General features: G+C 70.0%; 9 protein-coding genes. 6 read left to right on the forward strand and 3 right to left on the reverse strand.

The genetic code is table 11. From position 1 onward, the window contains the following. Positions 1–23 precede the first annotated feature (23 nt). On the forward strand, positions 24–1,421 hold the full coding sequence (locus tag H7U32_RS07740; protein WP_204469499.1) for a metallophosphoesterase: 1,398 nt from the start codon (positions 24–26) through the stop codon (positions 1,419–1,421). Between the two features lie 364 nt (positions 1,422–1,785). On the opposite strand, the gene H7U32_RS07745 is transcribed toward H7U32_RS07740, so the two are convergent. After that, positions 1,786–2,574 (reverse strand): IclR family transcriptional regulator, encoded by a 789-nt coding sequence (locus tag H7U32_RS07745; RefSeq protein WP_239457617.1) that lies wholly within the window; start codon positions 2,572–2,574, stop codon positions 1,786–1,788. Between the two features lie 367 nt (positions 2,575–2,941). Here H7U32_RS07745 and leuC point away from each other — a divergent pair, with 367 nt between their 5' ends. Next, entirely contained in the window at positions 2,942–4,345 is a 1,404-nt protein-coding gene (gene leuC / locus H7U32_RS07750) for a 3-isopropylmalate dehydratase large subunit (RefSeq protein WP_204469500.1), read from the forward strand. A gap of 88 nt (positions 4,346–4,433) precedes the next feature. Then, positions 4,434–5,123 carry a 3-isopropylmalate dehydratase small subunit gene (gene leuD, locus H7U32_RS07755; protein WP_204469501.1) on the forward strand — a complete coding sequence of 230 codons (690 nt, stop codon included), beginning with the start codon at positions 4,434–4,436 and terminating at the stop codon, positions 5,121–5,123. A 274-nt stretch (positions 5,124–5,397) separates the two neighbouring features. Here leuD and H7U32_RS07760 read toward each other — a convergent pair whose 3' ends face one another. Both H7U32_RS07760 and H7U32_RS07765 read right to left on the reverse strand, forming a co-directional pair. Further along, positions 5,398–7,578, reverse strand: coding sequence for a PH domain-containing protein (locus H7U32_RS07760; protein WP_204469502.1), 2,181 nt, complete (start codon positions 7,576–7,578; stop codon positions 5,398–5,400). Beyond that, positions 7,575–8,159 (reverse strand): PH domain-containing protein, encoded by a 585-nt coding sequence (locus tag H7U32_RS07765; protein WP_204469503.1) that lies wholly within the window; start codon positions 8,157–8,159, stop codon positions 7,575–7,577. The genes H7U32_RS07760 and H7U32_RS07765 overlap by 4 nt, the downstream gene beginning before the upstream one ends. Before the next feature lie 182 nt (positions 8,160–8,341). Here H7U32_RS07765 and H7U32_RS07770 point away from each other — a divergent pair, with 182 nt between their 5' ends. Genes H7U32_RS07770 through H7U32_RS07780 form a run of 3 tightly spaced genes read left to right on the forward strand, consistent with a single transcriptional unit; the run spans position 8,342 to position 11,617 of the window. Continuing rightward, positions 8,342–9,148 (forward strand): DUF805 domain-containing protein, encoded by an 807-nt coding sequence (locus H7U32_RS07770; RefSeq protein WP_204469504.1) that lies wholly within the window; start codon positions 8,342–8,344, stop codon positions 9,146–9,148. Beyond that, complete coding sequence (locus H7U32_RS07775; protein ID WP_204469505.1) at positions 9,145–10,797, forward strand: hypothetical protein; 1,653 nt, start codon at positions 9,145–9,147, stop codon at positions 10,795–10,797. The genes H7U32_RS07770 and H7U32_RS07775 overlap by 4 nt, the downstream gene beginning before the upstream one ends. A 19-nt stretch (positions 10,798–10,816) precedes the next feature. After that, positions 10,817–11,617, forward strand: coding sequence for a response regulator transcription factor (locus tag H7U32_RS07780; protein WP_204469506.1), 801 nt, complete (start codon positions 10,817–10,819; stop codon positions 11,615–11,617). The last annotated feature ends 697 nt before the right edge of the window (positions 11,618–12,314 follow it).

Raw genomic sequence — 12,314 nt, forward strand, 5'->3', positions numbered from 1 at the left:
ACGGGTGGCCTACACTGGCAGGTATGACGGAAACACAGCGTGCGCCCGAGGGATTGGCGTCCAGACCGCGGATCAAGCCGGCGGAGGCGGGGGATACGCGCCCGCTGTCAGTCTCCGCGCGGCTGGGGCAGTTGCGGTTCCACCATTCCGGCAAGTTCCGCGTGCTCCAGGTGGCCGACATCCAGGACGGCCCGAAGGTCGCCAAGGACACGGTCGCGCTCATCGCCGCCTCCCTGGACACCGTGCGCCCGGACCTCGTGGTGTTCACCGGCAACCAGACCGCCGGGTACGACCCCGCGTTCGCCGGCACCTTCCGCCGGCGCCGCTGGGACCCGATCGGGGGCGACGCCGCCGCCGACGGGGACGCCGCCGCGCTCGCCGCCGCACTCGAGCACACCCGCGGACTGGTCCGCGGTGCAATCGAGCAGTTCCTCGACCCGCTGGTCTCCCGCGGCGTCCCCTTCGCCGTGACCTACGGCAACCACGACTCCCAGTGCGGCCTGTCCAACGCCGAGCTCGACGCGATCTACCGCTCGTTCCCCGGCTGCCTCAATCCGGAGCCGGCCGATAGTGCCAGTGCCGGGGCGGGCGCCGATACCGGTGCGTCCGCGGTGCGATCCACGATGTGCGGGCCGCGGTCCCTGCTGCCCGACCAGCCCGTGTTCCCCTGCGTGCCCGGTACCTTCGCCCTGCCGGTGTTCGGCGGGGAGGATGCCGCGCCGGTCATCGGTCTGGTGGTGCTGGACTCCGGCGATTACGCGCGCGGCGGCGGGTTCGCCGCGCCGTCCGGTGAGACACTGGACTTCCTGCGCCGCACGCCCGCCCTGCTTGGCGCGCGGCCGCTGGTGTTCCAGCACATGCCGTTGCCCGAGTACTACGATCTGCTCAAGCCGGTGCCTGCCACCACACCGTATGCGATGCAGGGGTATCGCGCGCACGCCGACGCGACCTATGTGCTCGACGACGGCAAGGTGCAGCCCGGCGGCTACTTGGGCGAAGGCATCAGCTGCCCGGACTCTTCGGAGGAGTTCTCGATCCTGCGGGATGGCGCGGCTGGCGGCGTCGGATTGCGGGCCGCCGGTGCCCCGGCGTTCATCGGCGTGGTCGCGGGGCATGACCATCGCAACGGATTCGTCGGGCATCTCGACGGTGTGATGCTCGTGGCCAGCCCCACCTGCGGCTTCGGCTCCTACGGGCCGGCGCCGGCCAAGCGGGCCACGCGTCTTATCGAATTTGACATCCGGCACCCGGAGTCGCCGCGTACCCAGTTGCTGGAATTCGGCGAGCTCGTTGGCAAACCCAGCTCCAAGAAGGCCTACACCTATGCGCTCAACGCCAAGCCTCCGCAGGACGGCGAGGGCGACGATCTGCTGCGCCGCCCCTCCCTGTGGCAGCGGATGAAGGACCGGCTGGGCAAATAAGCCCCCGATCGGTCCTCCATGTCGGTTGCGTCCGACTTTGCTACCTGTGGGGAGCGTGTTTGCCCGCTGCGGGGGTTGCCGGCGTCCAGTTTTGCTACCCGTGGGGAGTGTGGCCGGACGCGGATGCGTGGGGTGCAGGGCGGCGAATATGAATAACGGGCCTTGGCGGCGAGGTCCGTTATTCATTGGCGATCCCTTGGGGATTGTGCGATTCCTTGTGGGGGCCTTATGTGATTCCTATGAGGTCAGTACCTATGGTGAGGACTTGCACGACCTATGGTGAGGACTTGCACGGCGAGGACATGGCTGGAACCCAGCCGGAACCCGGCGGGAAACCAGCCGGAAGCCAGCTGTCGGCGCGGACTCAGCGGCCGGCGGCGGCTTTGATCAGGGCGTCGGACAGATACTTGCCACCGGCCATGACCAGCGGCGCGTACCGACGGCCGGGCTGGGAGCCCATGCGGTTGGTCGGGCCGGAGATGGAGATGGCGGCGATGACCTGGCCGGAGGCGTTGCGGATCGGCGCGGAGATCGAGCACACGCCGTCCTCACGCTCGTTGATCGACTCGGCCCAGCCGCGCTTGCGCACCTGCGCAAGCTTCGCTGCAGTGAACTTGGCGTGGCGCAGCCCCTGGTGCAGGCGCTCGGAATCCTCCCAGGCGAGCAGAATCTGCGCGGCCGAGCCGGCCTCCATCGACAGCATCGCACCCACCGGGATGGAGTCGCGCAGGCCGGAGGCCCGCTCCACGGCGGCGATGCACACGCGCTGGTCGCCCTGGCGGCGGTAGATTTGGGCGGACTCACCGGTGCGGTCGAGCAGCGTCTGCAGAATCGGGCCCGCGGCGGTGAGCAGGCGGTCCTCGCCGGCGGCGGCGGCCAGCTCGGCGAAACGGGAGCCGAGCACGAAGCGGCCGTGCTGGTCGCGCACCACGAAGCGGTGGCGTTCTAGCGCGATGGCCAAGCGGTGCGCGGTCGGGCGGGCCAGGCCGGTCGCCGCCACAAGCTGGCCGAGCGTGGACGGGCCGGACTCCAGGGCGTCGAGGATCTTCACGGTTTTGTCCAGCACGCCGACGCCGGAATGGATCTCCCCGTCGTCCTGCGGCGTGGTCGCGGCAGTGCCCCTCGTGATTACGGGGGAGGGGACGGCGGCCATATCGGCGGTCCGTTCGTCGGTCATCGTGGCGTTCTGTGCGGCAGCGGTCATGGCAACTGATTATGTCATCTCACAATGTGATATTGCAAATCGTGCGCGCGGTCGAATGGTGAGAAAACGGCGGACCGTACCCCCGTTCTGTCGTAGGAAACCCCCTATCCTCCGGTCGCGCCGGAAGCTGCTCCGCCCTGGTCGGGCCGGCGCAACCGGCGCCGGCATCTCAAATACCGGCCGCGAAACGTCCGCCTAGGGAACGGCTCAATACCCTTGGGCACTACGAAGAAGGCGCGGGCATGAGGCCCGCGCTCTGTGTTTCCACCGCCCCCGCGCGACAGAATCGCAAGGGAACCCAAGAGGAGGACCCGTAATGGGAAAGACATTGGCCGAGAAGGTCTGGGCCGACCATCTGGTCAGGAAGGGCGACGACGGCGCACCCGACCTGCTGTACATCGACCTCATGCTCATGCACGAGGTGACCAGCCCCCAGGCGTTCGAGGGGCTGCGCCTGGCCGGCCGCAAGCCGCGGCACGTGGACCAGCTCATCGCCACCGAGGACCACAACACCCCCACGGTCGACATCGACCGGCCGAACCCGGACAAGACCAGCGCGCTGCAGCTGAGCACGCTGGAGAAGAACTGCAAGGAGTTCGGCGTGCGCCTGTGCCCGCTCGGCGACGCCGACCAGGGCATCGTGCACGCGTTCGCGCCGATCCTGGGCCTGACGCAGCCGGGCATGACGATCGTGTGCGGCGACTCGCATACCTCCACGCACGGCGCGTTCGGCGCGCTCGCCTTCGGCATCGGCACCAGCGAGGTCGAGCATGTGATGGCCACGCAGACCCTGAGTCTCAAGCCGTTCAAGACGATGGCCGTCAACGTGGAGGGCACGCTGCCCGAGGGCGTGACCGCCAAGGACATCATCCTCGCGATTATCGCGAAGATCGGCACCGGTGGCGGCCAGGGGCATGTGATCGAATACCGCGGCGAGGCGATCCGCAACCTGTCGATGGACGCGCGCATGACCATCTGCAATATGTCGATCGAAGCGGGCGCCCGCGCCGGCATGATCGCCCCCGACGAGACCACCTTCGAGTATCTGAAGGGCCGTCCGCACGCGCCGCAGGGCGAGCTGTGGGACCAGGCCGTCGCCTATTGGAAGACCCTGAGGACTGACGACGACGCGGTCTTCGACACCGAGGTGACGCTGAACGCCGAGGACCTCAAGCCTTACGTGACCTGGGGCACCAACCCCGGCCAGGGCCTGCCGATCGACGCGACCGTGCCGGACCCGGCCTCGATCGCCGACGCGACCGAGCGCACCGCCGCCGAGCACGCCATCGAATACATGGGCCTCAAGCCCGGCATGCCGATCAAGGACATCGCCGTGGACACCGTGTTCATCGGCTCGTGCACGAACGGACGCATCGAGGACCTGCGCGCCGCCGCCGCGATCATGAAGGGCCACCACAAGGCCGACTCGATCCACCGCGTGCTCGTGGTGCCCGCCTCCTCGCGCGTGCGCCTGCAGGCCGAGGCCGAGGGGCTCGACCAGGTGTTCCGCGACTTCGGCGCCGAGTGGCGCAACGCCGGCTGCTCGATGTGCCTGGGCATGAACCCGGACAAGCTCGTGCCGCGCGAACGCTCGATCTCCACCTCGAACCGCAACTTCGAGGGCCGCCAGGGCAAGGGCAGCCGCACGCACCTCGCCTCGCCGCAGGTCGCCGCCGCCACCGCCATCCGCGGCACGATTTCCTCGCCGGCCGACCTGTGACCGCAGGGCTGCGGCCGCCTGGTTGTGGCCGCCGATTCCCGCATGAAGGCTTCTCGCATCAAGGCTTATGAATTAAGGACGTACACATATGGAAAAGCTCACCACCGTCACCGGCGTGGGCGTGCCGCTGCGCCGCTCCAACGTCGACACCGACCAGATCATCCCCGCCGTGTTCCTCAAGCGCGTCACCAAAACCGGCTTCGAGGACGCCCTGTTCTACGCATGGCGCCGCGACCCGGACTTCGTGCTCAACCAGGACGCCTACCGGTCCGGACGCATCCTCGTGGCCGGCCCCGAGTTCGGCATCGGCTCCTCGCGCGAGCACGCCGTGTGGGCGCTGCACGACTACGGCTTCCGCGTGGTCATCGCGCCCAGCTTCGCGGACATTTTCTACGGCAACACCGCCAAGAACGGCGTGTTGGCGGCCATCATGCCGCAGGAGTCCGTCGAGCTGCTGTGGAAGCTGCTCGAGGAGGAGCCGGGGCGTGAGATGACCGTCTCGCTGGAGGACCGCACCGTCACCTGCGGCGACGTGACCCTGCCCTTCGAGGTCAACGACTACACGCGTTGGCGCCTTATGAACGGCTACGACGACATCGACCTGACGCTGCAGCACGAGGACGACATCGCCGCCTATGAGAAGATGCGCGCCGAGCGCTTCCCGTTCAAGCCGAAGACCCTGCCCGCGCGCCACCTGCCCGAGCAGCCCATCGCCCCCGCCCGCGACGTCGAGTACCCGGATTGGTCGGGGCCGCTGGCCGACCGCGGCATCATCTGATTCCGAAGGTCGGCCAGGTGGACAGCCCGGTGGACTGTCCACAGGCCCCGAGCCGAGCGGCGGCAGTCCGCGAGGCCAGCATTGGGGCCGGCGAGGTCCATAATTGCAGGGCCGGAGGCGGGGCCGTTGGCCGACCGCGGCATCATCTGATTGCGCTGTTGCGCCTCCTCAGCGGAGCAGTGGTGTCATGCTGTGGCGTGGGTGCTTCGCTGAGACGCTCTGAGCGGAGCATTGGCGTCATGGTGTGGCGTGGCTGCTCCGCTGAGGAAACCAATTAGGCTCTGGTTGCGCTGTCGGAGCTATCGGCCCCAGCCTCGTCATCAGCCCAGGCGGCGAGACAATCGGCGTCGGCATGGCGCAGCGCAGTGAAGCGCAGCTCGCTCGGCCCGTTCGCCACATACAGCGGCATGACAAGCCGTTCGACGCCGGCCCGCTGCCGCCACGGCGTAGTGCTCCGCTCGACCGACTGCACTCGCGCACGCCGAGTGACGATCGTGCACATCGCCAGTCCGTTTGCCGTGGTCACCATGATGCGGTGGGGGAGCGGCGCGATGACGACATCGTCGGCTGCATGCTTGGTGCTGTCGGCGTCGGTTCCGTGCACAACGATTCCCCCCGACCCATCAGCGTCAGGCAGCAGCGCGTAGGCGTCGGTCTGGTACTTGAGCCATCGGGTCGCCATCCAGCACAGACCAATCAGCGCGGTCACGCCGCCGGCGATCGCCAGTCCGCGCATGGCCGCTGCGCCGCCGGCCTGCGCCGCGCCCATGGCCGCCATGCCACCGATACCGGCCGCCGCGCCGATCGCCGCCATCGCCAGCGGCGCCGTCAGATACATCCGCATCAGCCCGCGCCCGGTGCGGCGCATCGGCACCGGCCGCACATCCCATTCCGGCAGCATGGCGCGCAGCGTCGCGACGACGCGGTCGTCGCCGATGACCGGCAGCAGCGTCGCCTCGTCCGACGTCGACGTGTCGTCACCGCCATCGCCGCCCAGACGGGCGCTCAGCCCGACCTCGACCTTGCACAGGCGCAGGGCCTTGCGCAGCGGATTGCGCGTGACCGTCACCGATTGGATGCGCCCGACCGGAATCGTGATCGTGCGGCGCGTGACCAGCCCCCGCACGACCACTAGGTCGCCGCCGCGACGCCACGCCTCGAAGCCGGCGTACCGCAGCAGCGATGCCACCGTGCTGATGGCCGCCAGCACCACCAGCACCGCGACGAACGCCACGGCCACCCCCACCACACCGTGCGCGAGCACCAGGGCGGTCGCGCCGGAGACCGCCGCCTCGGCCTGGTCAGGAAACCAGTCGTCGATTTTCTGAAACAAGCCCCAGAGCGCCAGCGCCCACACCAGCAGACTCAGGTCGGTCAGCGCGAACAGCAGGATGTCCCGCGTCGAGGCGCGGTACGCCAGCGTGCCGGTCCCGGGATGCGGCGCGGAGGATGCGGACGCGGCTGGGGATGATGAGGCCGCGGCGGGTGAGGCCGGAGCCGGCCCTGCTGGAACCTGCGTTGCCGAAGAGGGGGAGGGGCCGATTGACGGGATCGATGCCGACCCGGCCAGGGTCACGTCGGTTGGTGCCGCGTCGGCCGATACCGGTGTCGACTCGGCTAGGGCCGCGTCGGTCAGGATCGGTGTTGCGTCGGTCGGGCAGGGTGCTGCGTCGGCCGGGATCGGTGTTGCGCCGGTCGGGGCCGTGGCTGATACATCCGCCGCTGGTCCGACCGGAACCGTGGCAGTTGCGGCTAGGGACTGCATAGCCGCGGCCGGGGTCGGCATGGCCGCAGCCGGGGTCGGCATAGCCGCGGCCGCAGTCGGAGACGGCTCGGCTGCATCGTCGGCGGTCAGGCTTCCAACAGCGCCCGCGGCGGCACGGCGGCGGGCCTCGATTGCCATCTGCAATGAAGCCGGCACCGCATCGAGGGCGATGGACCCGTCGGACGAGTCGCCGCTGGACACGACGAGCCGGACCAGTCCGAACAGCCGCAGCACCGGCGGCTGCTCCACCGTGATGGCATGGACGTGCCCGTAGGGAATCGTGCGCTGGCGGCGCGTGAACAGGCTTTCGCGCAGGGCCACGCCCTCGTCGCCCAGCCGGTAGCGCACGGTCAGCCATCGCAGCACCGGGGCGATCAGCATGAAGGCGACGACGGCGACAACCATCCACCCGACCTCCGGCCGGTCTGCCACGAACGATGCGACCACGGCGACCACGAACGGCACGGCGCCCTTGACCGCCGTGACCAGCCACAGCGCCAGCGCCGCGGCCGGGAACCTCGTCCACGAGCCGTGCGATGCGCCGCCGGCCGCATGGGGTGCGCCGCCGGCCGTGGTGCTCCGCCCTCGTTCCTGTGCGCCGCCGGCTGCACCGGGTGTGCTGCCCGCCGCGGTACCTTGCCTTCGTTCTTGCGTGCCGCCGGCCGAACCGGGTGCGCCGCCGGCTGTCACAGGTCCTCCTTCGCCTCGCGCGCGCGTGCGGCGATGAGCTCGACCACGCGATGGGCCTGGTCGACGTCCAGTCCCTCGATCTCGTGTTCGCCCACCGCCGTGTGCACCTGCACGGTCATGAGCCCGAACGCGCGCAGCACCGGGCCCTGCTTGGTGTCCACATGCTGCACGCGGTTGTACGGCACCGTCGTCATCGAACGGAACAGCCAGCCCTTGCGGATGCGCACGTCGCGCTCGCCGATCGAGAACTGGTTGAACTCGTAGTCGTAGCGGTTGGATACCGGAATCGATGCCAGCGCCGCCACCGCCAGCACGGCCAGGACGACGGCGAGCGCCACCGTCCAGAAATTCCACCACCCGTTTATCTGGCACACGGCCGCGGTCACGACGGCCGCCGCCGCCAGCGCAGCGGCCATGATGAGCCCTTGCACCATCCATGCGCGCGTGATCCGCTCCGGCGGCCGCTGCCATTCGCGTTCGTCCCGGCCGGCCCTGTCCCAGACGTATCCGCCACGGTTGTCCGCGTCGGCGCACGCCCCGTCCGCATCGGCGCGGCGCATCCCGCTCGTCTCCCTGTCCATTGCATCCTCCTTGCGGGTCGGTCCGCGCGTGGGCCGGCATCGCCCGCGCGCAGGCCGGTGGAACCGTCCGCATAGGACCATCGTACGGGCGGTAGCCGCTGCCTCTGGGCGCCGGTACACGCGTGTGGACCGGCCCGGACTCCGGGTGGACCTGCCCGCGCGGATGGGGAAGGATGGGAGCCATGACCACGAACAAGAACATGCAGTACGAGAGCCTGCAATACGGCAACACGCAATACGGGAGCCCGCAGCACGAAAGCAGGCAGCACGAGAGCCCGCAATACGGCAACACGCCATACGGCAGCCCGCAGCACGAAAGCCCGCAGCACGAAAGCCCGCAGCGCGGCAGCACGCGCCCCGAACCGTCCGACGCCACCCGCCCGCCGCTGTGGGCACCGTGGTACGGCATCGGCTTCGGCCGCGCCGTCGCGCGGTTCTGGCGCAAGGCCTTCGTCTTCCACGGCCGCGCCTCGCGCAGCGAATACTGGTGGGCGTTCCTGTTCCTTATGCTGGGATCCGTGGCGCTCGCCGCCGTCGGCGCGACCGCCGACAGCGCCATGGCCGGCGCGGGCGGTGATTCCTCACCCACGGCCGACGCTCTGTCCACGTTGTGGCTGGTGGTCACCTTCATCCCCGACCTGTCGTTGACCATCCGCCGTCTGCATGACGAGAACCTGCGCGGATGGTGGGTGTTGCTGCCGTATGCGTTGGAACTGGCGGCGGTGGTCGCGTTGGTCGCCGACGTGGCGGTCGGTGTCGTCTCGGGGAACGCCAGCACCTCCGTGTGGTGGCTGGTCGCCGCCGTGGCCTGCTATCTGCTCGGCGAGGTGGCGGGCGCGGTGCTCGCGGTGCTGCCGAGCCGCCCGCAGGGCGCGCGTTTCGACCGGCCGCCTGTGCAGGCTGGATTCCGCACTGCGACCGGTGGCCTGGTGGGGATGGATGCGTCTGCGCCGTTCCGCCCTGAGTCTCGGCAGGACGGCGCACGATGACCGCGGGCAGCGCCGTGCTGCCCGCGGCCCGCGGTGAGTCGCGTGTGCTGCGGGCCGCCTGCGCGATCGGCATCGCGGCGCTGGTGCTGCTGCTGGTGCTTCGCCCGCCGACGCAGCCGGTGAACATGCTGGCGATGCTCGTCGGCGTGGCGCTGCTGGGGGTGCTGCCGCGCTTGCCCAAGGCGGCCGGACTGGCTGGATTGCCGCTGTGTCTGGCGGCGACGTGGCCCGCGGGTTATCTGCCGAAGGATATCGGCGTGGCGATGGTGCTGTTCTGCCTGTTCCTCGCCATCGGGTATGCGTGGCCGACGTGGGTGGGAGCTGTGGCGGCCGCGGCGTATGCGTTGGTGGAGTCGGCATGCACGGTGTGGTTGGGCGCGCGCGGTGCCGCCGCCTGCTGCGTGCGGGAGTTGCTTGGACTGTGGCTCGCCGCCGCGGCGGACGATGGCGGTCCCGGACCGGCTGCTTCATCTGTTCCGGCCGGGCCGTGGCCGGTGTTCGTGGCCGGCACGCTGGTCTCCGGCATCGTCAGCGGGTTCGCGGTGATCCTGGGTTATGCGTTCAGCGCCCGCGCGCAGACCAGCGACCAGTTGGAACGCACGCAGGCGATGCTCGGCCGGCTCACGCGCGAACAGGAGCTCGCCCACATGATCCACGATTCGGTGGCGAACGACGCCTCGGTGATCGCCATGCTCGCCTGGCGCGCCAAGTCGATACTGGGGGAGAGCGGCCGTGATGGCGGCGGCCATGATGATGGCACCGGCGCCCCGGGTGCCGGCCATGACGGCAGCATTGGCGGCGACGCCGACAGCGCGGAAAACCGGAACGCCGAAATTAGCGCGATGCTCGACGCCATCTACGATCGCGCGCATCAGGCGCTGGACCGCACGCATGAGGTCATCGACGTGCTCAACGGCACGCGGTCGATGGACGGCGGTCCAGCCCCGGAACCTGACCGGCGGCGTGCCGCGGTCGGTCCGTCCGTTGCGATGAGCCTGCCTTGTCCGAACGGCCTATCCGCCGCAACCGGTCCGTCCGCCCCGTCCGCCGCGACCAATCTGTCCGCTCCCACCGGCCCATCCCCTTCAACCGTCCCGTCCGCTGCGACAGGTTGGTCCGTTCCCGCCGGTCCGGCCCCGGCGGCCGCCCCATCCGCGGCCGGCCCATTGGACGGCCGGCTGGAGCGCCTGTGCGAGGACCAGGACCGCACGCTGCGCATGCTCGGCTTCCAAGGGCGCGGCCGGGTGGAGGGCGCCGGGCCGGACCGGGTGCCGGCGCGCACGCGGCGCGTCGTGATCGAACTCGTGCAGGAGATCTACGCCAACATCGTGCGGCATGGCATGACCGGCGCCGACGGCTGCTACGCGGTGCTCATCGAGCTGGACGCCGACGCCGCGCGCATCACCTCGACGAACCGCATCGCCGACGGCCCCAGCCGAATCAGCCAGACCGGCCAGACCTCCCAGTCCTCCCCAACCACCCGGACCAAGCGGACACGCCACGGCCGCGGCCTGGGACTGCACCGCGCGGCCGTCGAATCCCTGGGCGGCACGATGGCGACCGCCATCCAGGACGGCACCTGGGTGCTCAGCGCCCGGATTCCGCTGGCCGGGCGCGGCGCCGGGGCGCCCCGGGACCGCCGCGGGTAGGCCGGTACACTGAATGCCCATGGACGGAACTGCCCTGGAGGCATGGAGGAACGCCGGCGCCGTGCCGACGCTGGTGGCGGCGGTGGACAACGACCGCATGGCACTGCTGGCGTTGCGTGGCATCCTGCCGCAGCTGCTGCCGGGCGCGCGGTGGACCTGGGGCGTGCAGACCGCCGACGAAGCCGTCGCCGCAGCGCTGGACCCGGACACGCGCCCACGGCTCCTGCTGGTCGACATGTCGCTCGGCGAGTCGACTGGTGTGGCCGTCTGCCGCCGCATCCGCATGCGCACGGACCGCGTGCTGCTGCTGGCAATCACGGCGTTCTCGACCGCCACCTACGCCGACCTCGTGGCCGAGGCCGGCGCGCAGGGCATCGTGGCCAAGGCCGACGTGCCCCGGCTGGCGGCCGCGCTGCGCACCGTGGCGGCCGGCGGCACCTACGATCCGGTCCGCGCCGGCGACGGAGCGGTGCCGGCATCCCGCGCGGCGGCGATGGCGGCCGACGGCGCGGGGGCGGCGAGCCCGTCCTCGCCGCGGTTCCTCGCCGCGGCCGAGGCCCACCGGAGGCTGCTCGACGGCGCCGGTGCCGGCGCGGGACCCTTCGGAGGCGGCGACGGGGCGCGGGGCGGCAACCTGCCCAGGCTCGGCGCCCGGGAGGCGGAGACCTTGCATCTGCTGTCACGTGGCATGAGCTACGAGCAAATCGCCGCGCAATGGGACGTGGCCGCCTCCACGGTGCGCACGCACGCGCACCGCGCCGTCGAGAAGCTCGGCGCGAACTCGCTGGCCCACGCCATCGCCCTGTTCCTCAGCCGCTGACCCGGCCGGCGGGCATTCTGTCTCCCTATGGGGAGATGGTTTGGACGCTGGGGCGTTCTCCGCGTCCGTTCTTTCTCCCCATGGGTAGACAGTTCACCCGCTGGCGGCCAGCTAGCGTTTATTCCTTCTCCCCATGGGGAGACGTTTCAGACTCTTCGCATTGTCATGTGTGCGCTGTTGCCGGGGCGTTGTTGTCGGGGTATGGAGGCGCTCCCGATGCGCGTCCGCCGCATCGGCATCGTGCGCATGTGGCGAACCGTACGCTGACGGCGCGCAAGGGTACGGTTCGCCGCACCGGTACCACACCCTTGCGACAGACCGTACGCTGAGCGTCCGTCAGCGTACGGTTTGCCGCACGGGGTTCGTCTCATTGTGGCGGACCGTGCGCTTGTGAAAGGCGTGGTGAACGTCGTTCCGTGTCCGTTGCAGTGCGTGGGCTTCGTATCTCGGTTCGTTGGGGCTTGTGGTGCATCGGTTCTGCGTTCGTTGGGGCTTGCGGTGTGTCGTATCTGCGTTCGTTGGGGCTTGCGGTGGGGTGTATCTCGGTTCGTTGGGGCGGATTCGGGCCGCTGCGGAGGTCTATCTCGGTTCGTTGGGTCCTCCCCGGCGTGGTATCCCACCTGGGAAAGTCCACGGAACGGCGGAATTCCAAGGACCGGGTTCCGGGGTGCCTGTGGCCGGAGGACTCAATGAGCGC

The organism is Bifidobacterium pullorum subsp. saeculare (assembly GCF_016899725.1).
GTDB classification, from domain to species: domain Bacteria; phylum Actinomycetota; class Actinomycetes; order Actinomycetales; family Bifidobacteriaceae; genus Bifidobacterium; species Bifidobacterium pullorum_C.

What these genes read in the sequence shown, in the direction of transcription:
- H7U32_RS07775 (WP_204469505.1), top strand. Translation starts at nt 9,145, where the DNA reads ATGACCGCGGGCAGCGCCGTGCTGCCCGCGGCCCGCGGTGAGTCGCGT.
- leuC (WP_204469500.1), top strand. Translation starts at nt 2,942, where the DNA reads ATGGGAAAGACATTGGCCGAGAAGGTCTGGGCCGACCATCTGGTCAGG.
- H7U32_RS07770 (WP_204469504.1), top strand. Translation starts at nt 8,342, where the DNA reads ATGACCACGAACAAGAACATGCAGTACGAGAGCCTGCAATACGGCAAC.
- H7U32_RS07740 (WP_204469499.1), top strand. Translation starts at nt 24, where the DNA reads ATGACGGAAACACAGCGTGCGCCCGAGGGATTGGCGTCCAGACCGCGG.
- H7U32_RS07765 (WP_204469503.1), bottom strand. Translation starts at nt 8,159, where the DNA reads ATGGACAGGGAGACGAGCGGGATGCGCCGCGCCGATGCGGACGGGGCG.
- H7U32_RS07745 (WP_239457617.1), bottom strand. Translation starts at nt 2,574, where the DNA reads ATGGCCGCCGTCCCCTCCCCCGTAATCACGAGGGGCACTGCCGCGACC.
- H7U32_RS07780 (WP_204469506.1), top strand. Translation starts at nt 10,817, where the DNA reads ATGGACGGAACTGCCCTGGAGGCATGGAGGAACGCCGGCGCCGTGCCG.
- leuD (WP_204469501.1), top strand. Translation starts at nt 4,434, where the DNA reads ATGGAAAAGCTCACCACCGTCACCGGCGTGGGCGTGCCGCTGCGCCGC.